The sequence below is a fragment of the Simiduia aestuariiviva genome (assembly GCF_014192475.1).
GTDB classification, from domain to species: domain Bacteria; phylum Pseudomonadota; class Gammaproteobacteria; order Pseudomonadales; family Cellvibrionaceae; genus Simiduia; species Simiduia aestuariiviva.
Genome location: NZ_JACHXZ010000003.1, coordinates 335,137 through 353,370 on the forward strand (window position 1 = coordinate 335,137; position 18,234 = coordinate 353,370).

Annotated in this window: 16 protein-coding genes; 7 read left to right on the plus strand and 9 right to left on the minus strand. The window is 48.2% G+C overall.

All coding sequences use genetic code 11. The features are described 5' to 3' along the window. The first annotated feature begins 14 nt into the window (after nucleotides 1-14). Together nadC and FHS30_RS11235 are read left to right on the plus strand one after the other, a co-directional pair. Entirely contained in the window at nucleotides 15-878 is an 864-nt protein-coding gene (gene nadC / locus FHS30_RS11230) for a carboxylating nicotinate-nucleotide diphosphorylase (protein WP_183910572.1), read from the plus strand. Beyond that, on the plus strand, nucleotides 875-1,786 hold the full coding sequence (locus FHS30_RS11235) for a lysylphosphatidylglycerol synthase transmembrane domain-containing protein (protein ID WP_183910573.1): 912 nt from the start codon (nucleotides 875-877) through the stop codon (nucleotides 1,784-1,786). Before nadC ends, FHS30_RS11235 begins: the two co-directional genes overlap by 4 nt. Here the strand turns inward: FHS30_RS11235 and FHS30_RS11240 are convergent. From FHS30_RS11240 to FHS30_RS11260, 5 genes are all read right to left on the minus strand, one after another. After that, nucleotides 1,775-2,914: a glycosyltransferase gene (locus FHS30_RS11240; RefSeq protein ID WP_183910574.1), complete on the minus strand. Its 1,140-nt coding sequence runs from the start codon at nucleotides 2,912-2,914 to the stop codon at nucleotides 1,775-1,777. The genes FHS30_RS11235 and FHS30_RS11240 overlap by 12 nt on opposite strands. Further along, nucleotides 2,886-3,650, minus strand: a complete 765-nt coding sequence (locus tag FHS30_RS11245) for a methyltransferase domain-containing protein (protein WP_183910575.1) — start codon at nucleotides 3,648-3,650, stop codon at nucleotides 2,886-2,888. Before FHS30_RS11245 ends, FHS30_RS11240 begins: the two co-directional genes overlap by 29 nt. 32 nt (nucleotides 3,651-3,682) lie before the next feature. Next, nucleotides 3,683-4,531: a glycosyltransferase family 2 protein gene (locus tag FHS30_RS11250; protein WP_183910576.1), complete on the minus strand. Its 849-nt coding sequence runs from the start codon at nucleotides 4,529-4,531 to the stop codon at nucleotides 3,683-3,685. Nucleotides 4,532-4,535: 4 nt separating this feature from the next. Then, nucleotides 4,536-6,404 carry a tetratricopeptide repeat protein gene (locus FHS30_RS11255; protein WP_183910577.1) on the minus strand — a complete coding sequence of 623 codons (1,869 nt, stop codon included), beginning with the start codon at nucleotides 6,402-6,404 and terminating at the stop codon, nucleotides 4,536-4,538. A gap of 63 nt (nucleotides 6,405-6,467) precedes the next feature. Continuing rightward, nucleotides 6,468-6,899 (minus strand): pilin, encoded by a 432-nt coding sequence (locus FHS30_RS11260; protein WP_183910578.1) that lies wholly within the window; start codon nucleotides 6,897-6,899, stop codon nucleotides 6,468-6,470. Nucleotides 6,900-7,237: 338 nt separating this feature from the next. Here FHS30_RS11260 and pilB point away from each other — a divergent pair, with 338 nt between their 5' ends. Genes pilB through FHS30_RS11285 form a run of 5 tightly spaced genes read left to right on the plus strand, consistent with a single transcriptional unit; the run spans nucleotide 7,238 to nucleotide 11,956 of the window. Continuing rightward, nucleotides 7,238-8,968, plus strand: coding sequence for a type IV-A pilus assembly ATPase PilB (gene pilB, locus FHS30_RS11265; protein WP_183910579.1), 1,731 nt, complete (start codon nucleotides 7,238-7,240; stop codon nucleotides 8,966-8,968). A 5-nt stretch (nucleotides 8,969-8,973) separates the two neighbouring features. Next, nucleotides 8,974-10,206 carry a type II secretion system F family protein gene (locus FHS30_RS11270; RefSeq protein ID WP_183910580.1) on the plus strand — a complete coding sequence of 411 codons (1,233 nt, stop codon included), beginning with the start codon at nucleotides 8,974-8,976 and terminating at the stop codon, nucleotides 10,204-10,206. Beyond that, a complete protein-coding gene (locus FHS30_RS11275; protein ID WP_183910581.1) occupies nucleotides 10,206-11,090 on the plus strand; it encodes a prepilin peptidase in 885 nt (294 codons plus the stop codon). The genes FHS30_RS11270 and FHS30_RS11275 overlap by 1 nt, the downstream gene beginning before the upstream one ends. A 1-nt stretch (nucleotide 11,091) precedes the next feature. Then, nucleotides 11,092-11,706 carry a dephospho-CoA kinase gene (gene coaE / locus FHS30_RS11280; RefSeq protein ID WP_183910582.1) on the plus strand — a complete coding sequence of 205 codons (615 nt, stop codon included), beginning with the start codon at nucleotides 11,092-11,094 and terminating at the stop codon, nucleotides 11,704-11,706. 40 nt (nucleotides 11,707-11,746) lie between these two features. Continuing rightward, nucleotides 11,747-11,956 (plus strand): DNA gyrase inhibitor YacG, encoded by a 210-nt coding sequence (locus FHS30_RS11285; RefSeq protein ID WP_183910583.1) that lies wholly within the window; start codon nucleotides 11,747-11,749, stop codon nucleotides 11,954-11,956. 16 nt (nucleotides 11,957-11,972) lie between these two features. On the opposite strand, the gene FHS30_RS11290 is transcribed toward FHS30_RS11285, so the two are convergent. The 4 genes from FHS30_RS11290 to FHS30_RS11305 form a co-directional block, all read right to left on the minus strand. Beyond that, nucleotides 11,973-12,965: a Nudix family hydrolase gene (locus tag FHS30_RS11290; protein ID WP_221197263.1), complete on the minus strand. Its 993-nt coding sequence runs from the start codon at nucleotides 12,963-12,965 to the stop codon at nucleotides 11,973-11,975. Beyond that, nucleotides 12,946-14,166 carry a bifunctional glutamate N-acetyltransferase/amino-acid acetyltransferase ArgJ gene (gene argJ, locus FHS30_RS11295; protein WP_183910584.1) on the minus strand — a complete coding sequence of 407 codons (1,221 nt, stop codon included), beginning with the start codon at nucleotides 14,164-14,166 and terminating at the stop codon, nucleotides 12,946-12,948. Before argJ ends, FHS30_RS11290 begins: the two co-directional genes overlap by 20 nt. A gap of 130 nt (nucleotides 14,167-14,296) precedes the next feature. Next, entirely contained in the window at nucleotides 14,297-16,993 is a 2,697-nt protein-coding gene (secA, locus tag FHS30_RS11300) for a preprotein translocase subunit SecA (protein WP_183910585.1), read from the minus strand. Between the two features lie 97 nt (nucleotides 16,994-17,090). Continuing rightward, nucleotides 17,091-18,023 (minus strand): M23 family metallopeptidase, encoded by a 933-nt coding sequence (locus tag FHS30_RS11305; protein WP_183910586.1) that lies wholly within the window; start codon nucleotides 18,021-18,023, stop codon nucleotides 17,091-17,093. Between the last annotated feature and the right edge of the window lie 211 nt (nucleotides 18,024-18,234).

The following is an 18,234-nucleotide window of genomic DNA, read 5'->3' on the forward strand; positions in this document are numbered from 1 at the left end:
ACTGGTAGGCCGCTATGATCATTCCCGAACAACTCGCTCAACAAATCGCCCAAGACCGCATCGAATCCGTGCGCCAAGCACTCGCAGAAGATATCGGCACCGGCGACATTACCGCCCAGCTAATTCCTGCTGATCAAACGGCACGCGCGCGCATCATCACTCGCGAAGATTGCGTCGTGGCGGGCGCCGAATGGGTCAATGAAGTGTTTCGACAGCTCGATCCCAGCGTTCAGGTAAGTTGGCACGTTCAGGACGGCGATCGTGCCAGCGCCAACGACCTACTGTTCGAATTGTCCGGCAATGCCCGCGCCCTGATGACCGGCGAGCGCAGCGCCCTCAATTTTTTACAATTGTTATCTGGCGTGGCCACCAAATGCAGGGAGTACGCCGATCTGGTCGCAGGCACAGGCGTCAAGCTACTCGATACCCGCAAAACCATCCCCGGCCTACGCACCGCCCAAAAATACGCGGTCACCTGCGGTGGCTGCTACAACCACCGCATCGGCCTATACGACGCGTTTCTCATTAAAGAAAATCACATTATGGCCTGCGGCGGGATTCAACAAGCAATTGCCGCTGCACGCCAAATTGCGCCAGGAAAACCTGTTGAAGTAGAGGTAGAAAACCTTGAAGAATTCAGCACTGCACTTAATGCAGGTGCAGATATTATTATGCTGGATGAATTTACGGGAGACGACACTTTGAAGGCGATAGCCCTGAATCGCCAAATCGGAAAACCAGCCAAGATCGAAGCATCAGGATCGATTTCACTTAAAAATTTAGAGCATCACGCCAAATCAGGCATCGACTACATCTCCATCGGCGCCTTTACTAAAAATTGCCGCGCTGTGGATCTTTCCATGAGAGTGGAACATTGAACAAAAAAAACGCTTCACTCTATCTAAAATCTGCAGCGTCTTTATTTCTAATTGCTTTCCTATTAAGCCAAACAGAGCTTGAAAATTATAGATCGATTTTTACATCACTGGACATCAAATATTTTCTACTAGGCTATCTTTTTATTCACGGCAGCATGGTTCTAGGCGCAATGTCTCTGCTAAAGCTAACCCCCAACAGTGAAGTCTCACCAAATAATAGGCTGACATTCTACAGCGCATTTTATTTATCCAACTTGATTGGACTGGCGCTACCAGGGCGAGTTGGCGACTTTTCGATTGCACTCATGCTCTCAAAAATCACTTCAAAAACACAAGCCACAGCATCCGTCATCAAGGACAAATTACTGACAGTTAGTGTGTTTGGTGGCTGCGGTACAATCACATTCTTACTGCTGGACAATCTGACACTTGCAACCACCTGCCTTTTGATACTCATATGCACCGCACTCCTCCATTTCACCCTGACCTACTTTAGTCAGCGAAAATCCTCAGCACCGGCAGCACAAACACTATTAACATTTCTGCAAAAAAAGCTTGCCTCACTCGACAAGACACCAAACACAAAGCTGACCGCTGCAATTGGGATTAAAATACTACGCCTAGGATTCACCCTAGCCGGCACGTTACTTCTATTAAAATCCATGAATCTTGACATACCTACCCTGCCTACGCTTGCGAGCATTATCACCGTACACCTGAGCGCGCTCCTTCCGATATCAATACAAGGAATAGGTGTCAATGAGGTTCTTTACATCTACCATCTCGAGAATCACGGACTCACAATAGCCCATGCCATTACACTGGCATTCACACTTAGAATTATTACGCTTCTTACATTAACGTCGCTCTACAGCTACTACTCTGTAAGAAAAAAACTAGCTATCTAGGTACTTATTAAGCTCAGCATATAGCGCAGAAATCGAATGTTGATTTTGCATTTGCGTGTCATATATTCTTCTTGATGCCATCTCCATACTATTAACCAATTTGGGGTTATTTTTTAAAGCTAGTATTCTTGCAGCTAACGCCTCAGGATCTCCGGCAGGCACCAAATATTGACCCATAACATCCGCTTCTCCTAAGATTGTTCTCGCACATGGCGAATCTACAGTTAGAAAAGCCTTACCCGCTGCCATATACATATAGTTTTTCAGCGGCCACACTCTTGCGGCTTTATTGCCCGAACCAAATATCCCCAAGCACAAATCAGCTTCAGACATGTATTCCGCCAACTGTAAAGAATTCGCCCAACTTGATCTCCACGAAACATTTGACGGTGCATCGTTAAGCCAATGACCATCCTGCCCATCCCCCACCACCAAAAATTGCACTTGCTGATCTAGGTTAGACAAAATTCGACTCGCTTCGACGATAACCTGCACTCCCTGAAGCGGCACCATTGTTCCAACAAAAAGACATTGAAACCTCTCGTTCGGCGCCGCCTGACACCTTGGCTCCACCAACTTTACTGATGAGATGGCAAGATTGGAAATTATAAATTTTCCAGGGCTCACCCCAAAAAGAGCTGCGTAATAATCTGCATTCTCGGCAGTATCTACCACTGCCAATCGCGCATTGAGCAGCAAGCACCTATCAAAAGCTTTTATTATTTTCTGCAAGAATCGCGAGGACACCAACTCTCTATCTACTACAACCGTGTCATATATACTCAAAAAGTAATCGAGCACCAGTACCGGCCGAAAAACTCTTGGACACAAACAAAGAAAAAAAGCGACAAAATATCCTGGGTATGAGATATACACGACTTTATGTCGCCCCAAAATAATTTTTATAGCTGTGAGGAAAGACTTTAAAATACACAAAAGAAGCGTGTAATATTTTTTTCTAAAACCTCCCAAAGACCTCCAGTCCACCCCAACAACATAAAGCCTAGACCGACCCTCAAAACAGCGATGCAAACCACGCACCTTGATTACACTGTTGGGGTAGGCTTCCTCATCTTCTCCCACCAACAACAATGCAACACTATTTTTTGGCGCAAACAATGAAGCCATCCCCATACTCTGAGCGATAAAAAAATCTTTGTACAAATGCGAATGCACAAACAATCGGCACCATGAATATAAAGAAAACCCTTGATATCAGCGGCCGATCCACCCCACTTCTTTTTGATTTTACTTCATTGCTTACCGATTCATCTTTGCGGTAAAAAAACTCTCGAAATGGGTACATGATGGCCGTTAGCGGAAATCCATAATCATAGACTTGCACGTCGACAAAGCCGGCGCCTTGCAGCTTTTCTATTATTTCTGATTTTTCGTAGCGCCGAACATGACCGGAATACACATCCTGCGCCTGCCATTTTTTCATATAAGCTGGCACAGACAGAATCAATCGTCCCCCACCCGCTAGCATATCAAAAACTTTCAAAAACGCCTTTCTATCAGCCTCAATGTGCTCAAAGACCTCAAAGGCCAACACCACATCAAACACATACTCATCCGGGATACTGAATACATCATCCTGATACAGCGTGAACTTTGAATGATCAGAAAATCGTTGCACTAACCCTTTCGCAGCCTGCTCAGAAAATTCAACTGCAAAAACCTTAGCACACTCATCTTGCGCCAAATAATACTCGCACACATCACCGGAACCGGGCCCAATTTCAGCTAACTGAAACCGCGTACTGCCGACATCAAGCAACCCTAAATCAACAAGTGCCGCAAGCCGAAGCAAGTATCTTGGCGCAGGGGAGCTGACCCCTTTTATCAACTTATAATAGTTCACCAACTTGCTGTCACGTCTCCTCACCCTTTAATTTAACCTCGCCGCTGATAATTTAGAGCTGTAATTTGCTCAGATACAAGCCCGATGAAAAAAACTATTATCGAAGTAGAGAAAAGCAACATTCCCATATTCGTAAATCGCTGCTCCAACAAATACGTATAAAGATAGTAACCCGCCCCCATTAAAAACATAAGCAAGCTAGCCGGAAAATATATTTTAAGTGGGGAGTACAGGCTTGCAACTTTGAATATAATCAACAAAAATCTGACGCCATCTGAAAATGGTCTCAAATGGCTTTTTCCTTTCCTCTCAAAAACCTCAACAGGGACATACTTGACGGAATAACCTGCTCTAAAAAATGCCATCGTGATAGTCGTTGGATACGAAAAGCCATTCGGCAAAAGGTGGATGAATTCCAGCATTTTTTTCCGGTCGACTAGGCGCAACCCAGATGTTAGATCCTGCACTTTATGGCCAACTATTGTACTTGCGAACCAATTATAAAAACCATTAGCAACCCCCCTGCCCACACTCGCCTGATGCTTGAAAGACCGAGCACCAACCACCATGTCATCGCCTGACCGATAAGCATCCAGAACTCTAGTAACGTTGGAGACATCGTGCTGGGCATCGGCATCCATAAATAACACATAATCTGCACTGGCGGCCCTCAAACCAGATTTAATGGCCGCACCGTTTCCCTTGGAATATGGGTGTTTAAGCTCTATAACACCATTTTCCTTGCATATCTTTGACGTATTGTCTGTAGACCCATCGTTGACAACAATAATTTCCAAAGGCGCCAGGGATTTCAGCTTTGGTAAAACAATGGCCAAACCCGCCTCTTCATTTTTAGCAGGAATCACAATAGAGAAAATCATTAGTTTAATTTACTCCTTTCTGGGTGCTAAGTAGCTCCACCAATCGCACGATACTCTGGCGCGTATCATCGTCAGAAAACCATCTCGCGCGATCTAAATCTACCGCCGCATTTAAATAAATCGAAGCATTATCGGGGTCACCACCCAATATGAAAAGCTCTGCCAGCTTTAGCGCGGTAGGCACACTTGGCTGCAACTGCCAGGCCGCCTCTCGCGCGCGCACCGCTGCGCTGTAATTCCCATGTTTAATGAATGCTGATGCCGCGATATCGTTAAAGCTGGCGTAGTAGTTTTTTCTGCCCGCCAACAATGGCATACCTTCCACAGTCTTGATTAGAGCACTGTATCCACCGGGTATTCCGCTCATCAAACACGGGTCTCCCGACTCTAAAATCCTTTTAGTTTCAAAAAGCACTCCCGTTGTAAAATTCATAGCACTTAAAACTTTTAAATCTAGTGAATTATTGTTTAAAGACAACTTGCACCCAAAATAGTATCGCCGCATTAGGAGTGATGGCTCTTTATTGCGCGCTATAACCTCTTCCAACTTGTCATACGCCATAGGCGTCAATCCATTTTCATCTAGCATGGCAACGAAATAGGATTGAGCCCTAATAGAGTTGGGATGGTCGGCGGCCCACTTAGAACTCAGCACACGATAGTCTGACCAAATCGCGCACTGGTAGATTAAAGCAAGAATGGCTATCAGGCCGCCCACTAACGGCATGGCAAGTGCAACTAAAGCACTGAACCCCTTGGATCTAATTTTTGCATAGCACACAGTTATTACATGGACACAGCACATCACTATGCCAACAGCAGGCAAATAATTTCTGTGCTCAAACATCAACTCTAAAGGTATTATTGTCGATTCTACTGCGTGCCCAGCGTAAAACCATAATATGCCAACGGCCAACAAATTGCCTTTAGACAGCTTATCCAAAGAAAGCTTAACCACCCACGCATGCAGAATCCAAGCTATCGCACCGATATACCACGGCAAACTAGCCACCCAGTCGCCATCATGAAATAACGTGTAGCTATCAAACACCCAAAAGGTTTGGAACACATAGAAGAATAAAATTGGGCCCTGCGACAGCAAACGATCCAGGCCACTAAACTCTCGCCCCTCGTATTGCCCCCACGTTACCCAAGCTGTCACTACCATTAAGGCGACAAATAGCAGCGGCAATATAGCTATAAACCCACTCTGCCAGCGTGCAATAAAATTAGTCGCACTCTCTCTATAAAAGTAAATCAAAGGCACCAAAAGCAAAAGCACTGCAGCGTTCTCTTTGGCACATAGCGCCAAGATTGATGCAATAACGCCTAGGCCCAAACAGCAGTAGCGAGTAAAAACACGTCTAGCTGATGCCGCAATAAGCAGAAAATAGAGTGCCAAGAGCGATAGTAGCGCCACTAGGATCGTCATACGCTGAACCACATAAAGCACGGTGGTCACATGCATCGGCAAGAGAGCCCATAAAATGCTCACACCGCCAGCCTTCACCAGCGCACTTGAAGTACGACCGAGAAATACAAAAATTACGCAAAATAGTAACAGCGCGGACACTATATGCAGCGCGAGATTTACCAACTTGTAACCATAAGGAGAGGACGGCCAATATTGATCGCTGAGCAGAAAAGTTGCGCGGGCAAATGATCGCTCCCACTGCAATCCATCCTGCCCAAAGATATACCGTAACGCGTCCTGCATTGATTCCACGCCGCCATAGACAGCCATGGGCTCAAGATTATGATAGTCATCCAGCAAAAATGGGCCGCTTAAACCAAACCAGTAACACGAGGTTACTGCTATTAATACTGTTGCAAGCACCACAAATACTGTGATTTCGGCTGATTGTTTTTGCAAATCTCACCCCACAAAATAGAAAGGCCTCCAATGGGAGGCCTTAAGAACTACAAGACTTAACTACTAACGGCAGTTAGCAGGCAGGTACTTGTCAGGGATGGTAGTCGCTGCAGTATTACACGCCCACTGAACGCCATTCGCAGAACCAGTACCCACAAACACCAAGTTACCTGTTGCTGGGTCTAAATTGGTAATTGTGTAAGTAATGGTGCCCACAGTCGTGGTACCAGTGTATGTAATTGCGCTCACGTAAGTGCTTTGGGCCGTCGCAGTGTTAACACCTGCAGGGCCTGCAGTAGCGGGCATGCTACCCATGGATACATAGTACTCAGACACAGTGGTCTTAGCTGCAGCAGCCATACCAATGACTTCTGACATCTTTGCACGAATGGTGTAATCCTGGTATGCAGGCAGTGCAACCGCAGCCAAAATACCGATAATCGCAACCACGATCATCAATTCAATCAAGGTAAAACCTTTTTGTACGCTTTTCATAAAATGTCTCCACAGACTTGTATACGGGAAAAGGTATAAATACTCTAGCAATGAGCATGCCAGCATTTAAGCAATACGTAGCAAACCTTTAGCAATACTAGCTTAAACCTACAAAAAGCCAACCTAGCTTGGTGCCGGGGACATAGCATATCAACGCCACAGATGCTCTGCAGAGTCAAAAAGTGACAATTTTTGTCGCTGCAGTATCTGTGACGCCACCTATAATGTAGGATCAGATGTAAATTAAAGCATCAGAAATAGGAATAGGCTTGTTTTACAGTCACTTATAAGCCAAAGTTCACTTCACAGTTAAGTCATTTCTAGGGCGATCCAAATCCATGAATGCACCCTCACCCCAGATTAGTGGCCTCGCAAGAAGGCTAGTCAAAGATGGGCTCCTTACGGAGGACTTGGCGAAAAACGCCATTGGCCAAGCCGCCAAGGAAAAAAAGCCACTGGTACAATATTTGATTGCCGGGGGAACTGTAGATGCAGACGCGATTGCTAATGCTGCGTCTGAAGAGTTTGGTACCCCACTGTTTGACTTGGCAAGCCTAAATGTTGAGTCTATCCCTCAAGACTCCATAGACCGCAAACTAATCAATAAACATCAAGCGCTGCCCTTGTACCGCAGGGGTAATAGACTTTTTGTGGCAATGGCGGATCCCACTAATCTACATGCCTTAGATGAAATAAAATTCCAGTCTGGCTGTAGCACTGAGGCCATACTTGTCCACGGCGACAAGCTCAGCATTGCCATCGATAAATTTTTAAACGCTCAGGAAGAGTCCATTGGCGATGCTCTCGGCGACCTAGATGATGAAGCGTTAGAAGATCTTGACATTCAGGCAGTCGATGAGGATGGAGCAAAGGACGACGGCTCCGGAAAAGAAGCCGATGAAGCCCCGATCGTTAAATTCATAAATAAAGTTTTACTTGATGCCATTAAAGGCGGAGCATCTGACATCCACTTTGAGCCCTACGAGAAAGCCTATCGCGTCCGGTTTCGTACCGACGGCATACTTCAGGAAGTGGCACGACCTCCAGTCAACCTATCCACCCGACTGGCCGCACGCCTAAAAGTCATGTCTCAAATGGATATATCCGAAAGACGCGTGCCACAGGATGGCCGCATCAAGATGAAAATCTCCAAAAGCCGCGCAATCGATTTCCGTGTGAATACGCTGCCAACGCTATTCGGAGAGAAAATTGTATTGCGTATTCTTGATCCTTCGTCTGCGAAACTGGGTATCGATGCCCTCGGATACGAAGATGCACAGAAAAAGATCTTCATGGATGCGCTGGCGCAGCCACAAGGCATGATTTTGGTGACAGGGCCCACGGGCTCCGGAAAAACGGTTTCCCTTTACACCGGCCTAAATATCTTAAATACCCCAGAGATTAACATTAGTACGGCGGAAGACCCCGTAGAAATCAACCTAGAAGGCATTAATCAGGTTCAAATGAATACCAAGGTAGGCCTAACGTTTGCCGAGGCATTGCGCTCATTTCTGCGTCAAGATCCGGATGTTGTAATGGTCGGTGAAATTCGAGATTTGGAAACGGCCGAAATCGGTATCAAAGCGGCTCAAACCGGCCACTTGGTACTGTCCACTTTGCATACAAACAGTGCGCCAGAAACCCTGACACGCCTTTTAAACATGGGCGTGCCAGCTTTTAACGTGGCCACCACGGTGAGCATTATTATTGCTCAACGACTGGCACGTCGGCTATGCAGTAACTGCAAGAAGCCCGCAACCGATATTCCCGATGAAATATTAACTGAAGAAGGCTTTGACGAAATCGGCATTCCACGCAGTGAATTTGAGCTTCACCACCCGGTGGGCTGCGCCCAATGCAACAACGGGTATAAGGGCCGTGTGGGTGTATATGAAGTGGTTCGCATAACCCCAAAGATTTCCAGCATTATAATGGAGGGCGGCAACTCTATTGATATTGCCAAAGCCGCCAAAGCAGAAGGCTTCAATAATTTAAGAATTTCAGCACTTCGTAAAGCAGCCTGGGGTGTTACCAGTCTGGAAGAAGCAAACCGCGTTACCAAGGACTAATCACTATGGCAACGGCAAAGGCCTCAGCACAAACTAAACCTACAGTTTTCATTTATAAGGGAACGGATAGGAAAGGGCAGAAAATTTCAGGCGAAGTTGATGGTAGCAGCGCTGCTCTAGTAAAGGCACAGTTGCTCAAACAGGGCATTAAAGCAACAACGGTTAGAAAAAAACCAAAGCCTTTACTCGGTGGCGGCAAGAAGAAAATTGTCCCGCAAGATATTGCTATATTCACTCGCCAAATGGCGACCATGATGAAAGCCGGTGTGCCATTGGTACAAAGCTTTGAGATCGTAGCGGACGGGCAGGAAAATCCTGCTTTGAGAGACCTAATTTTGGCCATCAGAGAGGAAGTTGCCGCGGGTAATGGCTTTGCAGTTGCGCTCACAAAGCACCCAAAATACTTCGATGAGCTATTTTGTAACCTTGTCGATTCGGGCGAACAGTCCGGTGCGCTAGAAACAATGCTTGATCGCATTGCCACGTATAAAGAAAAGACGGAAAAAATTAAAGCCAAAATCAAAAAAGCAATGACCTACCCTATTGCGGTACTTGTCGTTGCGTTTATCGTAACCGGCATATTACTGGTAAAAGTAGTTCCGCAGTTTGCCGAAACGTTTAGCTCATTTGGCGCCGATCTACCTGCCTTCACATTATTCGTACTCAATTTGTCCGAAATGGTTCAAGAGTGGTGGCTAATAATGGTTATTTGCGTGGTGGTAGCCGTTTTTCTCTTTAAAGAAGCGATCGCTCGATCAGAGGCCGTTGCTTATCAAGTTGATAAAATGTCACTAAAACTCCCTATTGTGGGAGCAATTTTATACAACTCAATCATTGCCCGTTTTGCGCGCACTCTCTCCACAACATTTTCCGCCGGCGTACCGTTAATCGACGCACTAACATCGGTATCTGGTGCTACAGGGAACATTCTTTACAAGGAATCTGTACTTAAAATTCGTGAGGAAGTATCCACCGGTATTCAGCTAAATACTTCATTGCGCGCGTCTAAAATGTTTCCCGCAATGCTCATTCAAATGACAGCAATCGGCGAAGAATCGGGCGCGCTGGACGACATGCTCGACAAAGTCGCCGAGTTTTACGAAGACGCTGTCGACAACATGGTAGACAACTTAACGTCGCTTTTGGAGCCCATGATTATGGCTGTTTTGGGCATATTGGTTGGCGGTTTGATGATTGCCATGTACCTTCCCATCTTCCAAATTGGACAAGTTGTTTAATGCCACAAAACGACTTTCTAAATGCACTACAAGAGCCTTGGCTCTATATTCCTGCCATCACTGTTTTGGGGCTGATGATTGGCAGCTTCCTAAATGTGGTAATTTACCGTTTGCCACTGCTGTTAAAACGCAATTGGCAGGCGGAATGTTGCGAATTGATGGGCACCCAGCCTGCCGAACAACCTCAAGATTTCAATCTCGCATTTCCAAATTCTCACTGCCCTCAATGCAAGGCGGCCATTAGCCCACTGCATAACGTTCCTATCATTAGCTACTTAGTGTTGGGCGGCAAATGCCACGCTTGCAGAAACCCAATATCCATTCGATATCCGTTGATTGAGCTTACTACGGCGCTGCTGAGCCTTGCGGTGGCCTGGCACCTTGGCGCCAGCCTCGAAATGCTGGTAATGCTGCCATTTACCTGGGCCTTAATTACCTTAACGATGATTGACGCCGACACCATGCTGTTGCCGGACGACATCACACTGCCTCTGCTCTGGGCGGGCTTGATAATTAATAGTTTTGGCTGGATTACCGATTTTCAAAGCGCGTTTTGGGGAGCCGTACTGGGTTACGGTGTGCTTTGGTCTGTGTTCTGGTTATTTAAACTCGTCACAGGCAAGGAGGGTATGGGTTATGGCGACTTTAAACTCCTGGCGGCATTGGGCGCATGGTTAGGCTGGCAGGCGCTGCCACTGGTTATTCTATTATCGTCGCTAGTAGGCGCTGTAATCGGTATCAGCATGATTATGCTCCGCGGCCAAGATAAACAAATTCCAATACCCTTCGGCCCTTACCTCGCCATTGCCGGCTGGATTGCGATGATGTGGGGCGACCAAATTACCGCCTATTATTTGGCGGCCTCGGGGATTTCCGGCCAGTAGAATGAACAATCATGTACCTGTCTACGGATTGACTGGTGGAATTGGCAGCGGGAAAAGCACCGCCGCCAAATTTTTCCGAGATCTAGGCATCCCTGTCATTGATGCCGACCAAATTGCCCGCGATGTTGTGGCACCGAACACCCTCGCACTGTCCTCCATTGCAGACCACTTTGGGGCTGATATCCTATTGCCCGACGGCCAATTAGATCGAAAGGCATTGCGAGCCATCGTTTTCAATAACGCCGCAGAAAAATCTTGGCTCGAGAATCTGCTACACCCATTGATTCGCACGGCAACGCAAACGCGGCTCTCTGAACCGACAGATGCGCCCTACCGCCTGCTTGAATCCCCGCTCCTATTGGAAACCAATCAACATCAACTCGTAGAGGCGGTGATCTTGGTGGATGTTGCGCGAAATACGCAACTGCAGCGGGCAATGGCTCGAGACAACAGTAGCCAAGCCCAAATTGAAGCGATTATCGATAGCCAACTTTCCAGAGAGCGAAAACTGGAGCTAGCAAATTTCGTGCTCGACAATGAAGGCAGCGAGCAAGCGCTGTTAAATGAAGTGACTGCGTTACATACACAACTTGTAGCCACTGGCCAAGGCGATTAAGCTAACGGTCCATTACTGCACTAGAACACACTTCAACACTATGGATACTCCCAAAAAACCGACATCTTTAGCCTGCCCAATTTGTAAATCACAAGTATTGTGGACCGAGGACTTTCCTGCCCGCCCCTTTTGCTCAGAGCGTTGCCGACTTATTGATCTAGGCGACTGGGCCACTGAGTCCCATCGCATTGCTGGCGACCCTGTTGTTGACGATCTCATGAGTGATGATCTGGAAGGCAAGCTGCACTAGACACGCAATCAGAATACTAAGCCCACCAGTGTTTAACAAAAGCCACACCCTGAGCACCGCCTCGCTTCGCGCGAGCTGTATCACTGGCAGTCAAACCACCCAGCGCATACACCGGTAATCCCGCAGGCTCAGCTATTTGAGTGAAACCAGACCACCCCAGCAATTGCTCCGGCAAGTATTCCTTCGTCGCCTTTACGGGTGATAAGAGCGCAAAGGTTAAGCCCGAACGGGCGGCCATTTGCACTTCATCAGAGCCATGGCAAGATGCCGAGATCCAACTGCCTTTTTGAAACTCCGCCTTAGCATTTAGCAGTGAGCTCAAGAAAGCCGCTTGAAAGTGCACTCCGTAATGCGGCTTGCGCCCTGCAAATGCCAGCGCGCTCTCTAGGTCGCCCTCGAACCAGTCCGAATGCCACTGCAAATGCACAGAATCTAGAATCTCGAGCTCGTCAAGACGTTGCTGAATCAACTCTACTCTGCAGGACACTGCTAGCGGTCGCAATATAAATAGCTTGGCACCCAGCTCCGACGCTCGCACAATACGCGCAATATACTCATCTACGGAATTACCGCCGCCAGTAATAAAGCATTGATCAGGCAGCATCGCCGCGTTGACGATCGGGTAATTGGCCGCTGGGAATGAATAGTTTATAAGTTCTGCAGCCGCCACCCAGCGAACCTCCTGCCCCTCGCGCCCCGATGCATTGCCAGTAAATTCGCTGACGGTCCAAACATCCAATCGAACCGATTTGTCAGTGTAGTCGTGATGAATTTGAATGAGTGGCTCAGCGTCGGTCACTTCAATATCCAACTCTTCACGCAATTCCCGCACCAGCGCATCGCGCGCCGATTCGCCAGCCTCTAACTTGCCACCGGGAAACTCCCACAGGTTTCCCATATGTACATGCGCTGGCCGCTTAGCGATTAAAATACGTCCATGTGAATCGCGAATAACCGCCGCCGCAACATGAATGACACTCGCCAAAACCTTAGCTCCGGTAATCTGCATTTATTTTTATATAGTCATAGGAAAGATCTGTGGTCCAAACGGTATCTTTTGCTTGCCCCATTCCCAAATCAATCTTAATTTCAATATACACTTCGTTCATAACCGCCTGCCCTTGCGCCTCGGTATATCCAGCCGCACGACCACCAGATTCAACAATTAGTACGTCACCCAAATGCACCCTAACTTTTTCGGCGTCCAGATCAGCTACACCCGCATAGCCAATTGCAGCCACGATGCGACCCCAGTTTGGATCGCTCGCAAACAGTGCCGTTTTTATGAGCGGCGAGTGTGCAACGGCGTAGGCAATTTTAGTTGCATCTGAACGTTCGCGTGCGCCCGTCACTTCAACTGTTACAAATTTCGTTGCACCTTCGCCGTCTTCAACAATCGCCTTTGCCAACGATTGATGCACCTCAATAACGGCGGTTCGCAATAATTGATAGAGCTCACAGACCTGATCAGAAACAGTTGGCAAAGTCGTCTGTCCGGTGGCAATTAAGACGCCCGAATCATTTGTAGACGTATCACCGTCTACGGTAATGCGATTAAAGGAGAGATCAGTGGCTTCGCGCAATAGTGCCTGCAATATCGGCTTTTCAACGCGCGCATTGGTGGCCACATAGCCCAGCATGGTTGCCATATTTGGCCTTATCATGCCCGATCCTTTGGCTATACCTGTGACGACAATGGTTTCACCTAAATAACTAAAGGAAACACTGGCCCCTTTAGGTCGAGTATCGGTCGTCAAGATACCATGGGCGGCATTTTCCCACTGGTCTTCAGCTAAGCCACTTGTCGCTGTAGGTAAAGCCGCTAAAATCTTTTGCACCGGCAGTGGTTCGCCAATAACGCCCGTTGAAAAGGGCAAAACATCACTCGGCGCACAGCCCACCGATTCTGCAACAGCCTTACATACGGTTTCCGCATCACCCAGCCCTGCTTGGCCAGTACACGCATTGGCATTGCCGGTATTGGTTACTAAATAGCGGGGATTACCCTCAGCAAGTCGTTGCTTACACAGCGTAACAGGGGCCGCACAAAATGCATTGGTGGTAAATACACCCGCTATGGTTGACTCAGGGGCGGCCTCCATAATCACTAGATCACGGCGACCGGGGCGCTTTATACCCGCACTTGCGACGCCCAACTTAAAGCCAGGAACCGAGTACATTTTGGGAAATCTTGCTTCACCTATTGCCATAACGCTCACCCATGAAAACAGTAATAGAAGGACTTAGTGTACCGTAACTCTATGGCAATCCCAGTGGCAACAGGCACTTCTTACAACAAAAAAGGCTGCACTAGGCAGCCTTTTTTGTCACTTTGCAGTGTTACGTCAACTTACCATGACACTGCTTATATTTTTTTCCTGATCCGCATGGGCAGTTATCATTTCGCCCAATTTTCTGACCAGGCCTCACAAAGGGTTGCGCTTGCTCTGGTGATTGCGGCGCTTCTCCCATTGCATTCATCTCAGCATGCTGCAATTGCAGCTTTTGCTTGGCCAGCGCCTCTGCACGGCGACGCTCCATTTCATCAATCTGTTCCTGGGTAATTGGCTCTACACGGGCGAGAATCTTGATGACTTCCAGCTTAATCGTGTTGAGCATGCTCTGAAACAATTCAAAGGCTTCACGTTTGTATTCTTGCTTTGGATTGCGCTGCGCATAGGCACGCAACCCAATACCTTGGCGAAGATGATCCATGGACGCCAAGTGTTCCTTCCACTGCATATCCAGTACTTGCAGCATGATTTGGCGTTCAATATCTTTGATAACCTCGCCAATTCGCGCAGACTTTTCGTCGTATGCCTTTTGCGCTGCCTCTAAGACACGCTCACGTATGGTGGCCTCATGTACGCTTTTATCTTCATCCAACCATTGCTGGATGGTCAACTTTAAACCCAGCTCAACATCGAGGTTAGACTCTAAACCAGCGATATCCCACTGCTCTTCCATGCTTTGCGGTGGGATAAATCCGTCAATAATATCGTTCACAACATCACCACGAATGGCGGTTATGGTATCGGTAATATTATCGGCCTCTAACAACCCATTGCGCTGTTGATACACAATTTGTCGCTGGTCGTTGGCAATATCATCGTATTCAAGCAATTGTTTCCGAATATCAAAATTGCGCCCTTCAACCTTGCGCTGCGCTTTCTCAATCGCATTGGTCACCATGCGGTGTTCAATGGCCTCACCTTTTTCCATGCCCAGCGCTTTCATGAAGTTTCGCACGCGGTCCGATGCAAAAATTCGCATCAAACTATCTTCCAAGGATAGGTAAAAGCGCGACATGCCCGGATCGCCCTGACGACCAGCACGGCCGCGGAGCTGATTATCAATACGGCGGGACTCATGTCGCTCGGTACCAATAATATGCAGACCACCTGCCTCAATCACTTGATCGTGGCGCTTCTGCCAGTCGGCCTTCAACGTGTTAACAAGATCTTCCGATGGATTATCTAAGGCTGCCAGCTCTGCTTCCCAGTTGCCGCCCAGTACAATATCGGTGCCTCGGCCAGCCATATTGGTGGCGATGGTGACGGCGCCGGGGCGTCCAGCTTGTGCAATGATCTCAGCTTCTTTTTCGTGAAACTTTGCGTTTAGCACCTTGTGGGGAATACCTGCCTGCTTAAGGCGCGCCGACATCATTTCTGATGTTTCAATTGAGGCTGTACCTACTAAAACCGGAGCGTTTTTTTCTATGCAGGACTTCACATCCTCCACAATGGCATCGTACTTCTCAGCGACAGTTAAGAAAATTAGGTCGTTTAAATCCTTTCGCTGGATGGGCTTATTGGTGGGGATTACGACGACGTCTAAACCGTAAATTTGACGGAATTCAAATGCTTCAGTATCCGCAGTACCGGTCATACCCGACAACCCGGAATACAGGCGGAAATAGTTCTGGAAGGTGATCGACGCCAGTGTCTGGCTTTCGTTCTGAATATTCACCCCCTCTTTGGCCTCTAACGCCTGATGCAATCCTTCGGAAAGGCGGCGACCCGGCATTGAGCGGCCGGTATGCTCATCAATCAAGACCACTTGATTGTCTTGCACAATGTAATCCACATTCGCTTGAAAGAGGGTGTGGGCCTTAAGCGCTGCGTGCACATGATGCAGTAAGCTCAAATTAGTTGCAGCGTAAAGGCTGTCTTCTGGCTGCAGCATTCCGGCCTTGATCAGCATGTCTTCAATGGCCTGATGGCCATCTTCCGTGAGCTCGACCTGACGGGCTTTCTCATCTAACTGATAATGGCCCGGCTCTTCCTCGGTAGGCGCCTGCAGCTTGGGAATCAAGCCATTCATTAATCGGTAAAGCTCGGAGCTGTCTTCAGCCGCGCCGGAAATGATCAGCGGGGTACGCGCTTCATCGATAAGAATCGAGTCAACTTCATCGATTACCGCAAAATTCAGCTCACGCTGAAAACGATCCTCCAAGCGTAATGCCATATTGTCGCGCAGGTAATCGAAACCAAATTCGTTGTTGGTGCCGTAGGTAATATCTGCTTGATAAGCCTTACGCTTTTCTTCTGCGTCCTGCATGGAGCGGATAACACCTACCGAAAGGCCTAGAAAGTTGTATAGCGGTGCCATCCATGCGGCGTCACGGGCGGCGAGGTAATCGTTAACAGTAACGATATGAACGCCTTTGCCTGAAATAGCATTCAAGTAGGCCGCCAGTGTAGACATCAAGGTTTTACCTTCACCTGTGCGCATCTCGGCAATGCGCCCTTCGTGCAATGTCATACCACCGATCAGCTGAACATCGAAATGACGCATGGACATAACGCGTCGAGATGCTTCGCGACACACAGCAAAAGCTTCAGGCAATAGGTCGTCTAAGGTTGCGCCCTGCTCGTGGCGCTGTTTGAATTCTTCGGTCTTTGCAGCTAACTGCACATCGTCGAGTTGCTTTAGCCCTTCTTCCAGGTCATTGATTTTCTTAACAACCTTGCCCATTCGCTTAAGTTCGCGATCGTTTTTTGTGCCAAAAATGGCCTTTAGCATCTTGCTAATCATGATAATTCCGATAGTACGTACAGGTTTTCCGCCAGCCGGCAGTTAAAGGGTGACAAGTAAACAGAAAGGAGCCCGCGAACGCAAGGGCTGGCAGGCCTCAGCGGGCCGCGCGATGGATATAAGCTGCTGGATCGACAGGGCGACCGTGCTTGTATACTTCAAAATGAACGTGCGGACCGGTTGACCGGCCGCTAGTGCCCATCAGAGCAATGACTTGGCCCTTTTTAACGATATCGCCAACTTTCACTTTCACATCTGAATTATGTGCGTAGCGAGTAGAGAATCCGTTGCCGTGGTTGATCTCGACCAAATCACCATAGCCATGGCGCTTGCCCGCCCAAGTAACCACTCCAGCCGCAACCGAGATAACGTCTGAGCCTAATTTACCGGCAAAATCAACACCTGAATGCCAAGCTACACGCCCAGTAAACGGGTCAGTTCGGCGCCCGTAACGAGAAGACATCCAGCCTTTGGTAACGGGCCGGCCAGCAAGAAATACATCGTTTTGAATTTTCCGCTTGGCCAGCAACGCCTCAAGTATTTCCAGTTGCTGTTCACGGCTTTCAATTTGGTCTGTCAGCTGATCGATCGCCTCAAGAAATTCGGGCGCGGCAAAGGCGTCGCCGAGTGAGGCTGACTCTGGGCCACCCAGCGCGGGCGGTTGGCTAAAGTCAAATTCGCCCTCATCCAGTTTGGCAATGGTTGTCAGCCGCTCACCAAGCGCATCAAGCCGAACGAGCCTGGCTTGTAGCTCTGCCATCCGCAAAGTGATTGCGGCTAACTGCTGCTGCGCATGGCGGCGCGTTTGCGCTACTTGCTCTTTTTGCTCGGTCAAGCCTTGATTCCAAGTCTTGGCCGTGTCCGCGGTAAATAGATCTGCGCCATCGCCGCGCGCCCACTCTAGGCCCGCAACAACACCAACCCCGGCGGGCAATCCGATTAAGCAGGCAGACAGTAACGCACGCGTCCACCCACCCAGCGTAAAGCTGCGGGTGCTTCCGTGACGTTGACTGACCAGAATTACTTTCATCGGGCCTACTTGGTTTGATTAAACAACGGTGAGTTTACTTGTTGTTATGGGTCGATGGCCTATAAAGCAAGTTAAGCACATTTACTCAGCTATTCGCCGAGACCAGCGCATTCTATGCGCCTAACGGCCAGACTTCCGTCTATGGCATCACAATCACCGCAGACGCCGCAACTAAAGTACGAGATGAAGCGCCCAAAGCACCACATTCCAA

Bases quoted from the DNA above. Each gene is read 5' to 3' on its own strand.
- coaE (WP_183910582.1), top strand. From the start codon at position 11,092: ATGAACAATCATGTACCTGTCTACGGATTGACTGGTGGAATTGGCAGC.
- FHS30_RS11285 (WP_183910583.1), top strand. From the start codon at position 11,747: ATGGATACTCCCAAAAAACCGACATCTTTAGCCTGCCCAATTTGTAAA.
- secA (WP_183910585.1), bottom strand. From the start codon at position 16,993: ATGATTAGCAAGATGCTAAAGGCCATTTTTGGCACAAAAAACGATCGC.
- nadC (WP_183910572.1), top strand. From the start codon at position 15: ATGATCATTCCCGAACAACTCGCTCAACAAATCGCCCAAGACCGCATC.
- FHS30_RS11275 (WP_183910581.1), top strand. From the start codon at position 10,206: ATGCCACAAAACGACTTTCTAAATGCACTACAAGAGCCTTGGCTCTAT.
- pilB (WP_183910579.1), top strand. From the start codon at position 7,238: ATGAATGCACCCTCACCCCAGATTAGTGGCCTCGCAAGAAGGCTAGTC.
- FHS30_RS11290 (WP_221197263.1), bottom strand. From the start codon at position 12,965: ATGCAGATTACCGGAGCTAAGGTTTTGGCGAGTGTCATTCATGTTGCG.
- FHS30_RS11305 (WP_183910586.1), bottom strand. From the start codon at position 18,023: ATGAAAGTAATTCTGGTCAGTCAACGTCACGGAAGCACCCGCAGCTTT.
- FHS30_RS11270 (WP_183910580.1), top strand. From the start codon at position 8,974: ATGGCAACGGCAAAGGCCTCAGCACAAACTAAACCTACAGTTTTCATT.
- argJ (WP_183910584.1), bottom strand. From the start codon at position 14,166: ATGGCAATAGGTGAAGCAAGATTTCCCAAAATGTACTCGGTTCCTGGC.
- FHS30_RS11260 (WP_183910578.1), bottom strand. From the start codon at position 6,899: ATGAAAAGCGTACAAAAAGGTTTTACCTTGATTGAATTGATGATCGTG.
- FHS30_RS11250 (WP_183910576.1), bottom strand. From the start codon at position 4,531: ATGATTTTCTCTATTGTGATTCCTGCTAAAAATGAAGAGGCGGGTTTG.
- FHS30_RS11240 (WP_183910574.1), bottom strand. From the start codon at position 2,914: ATGGCTTCATTGTTTGCGCCAAAAAATAGTGTTGCATTGTTGTTGGTG.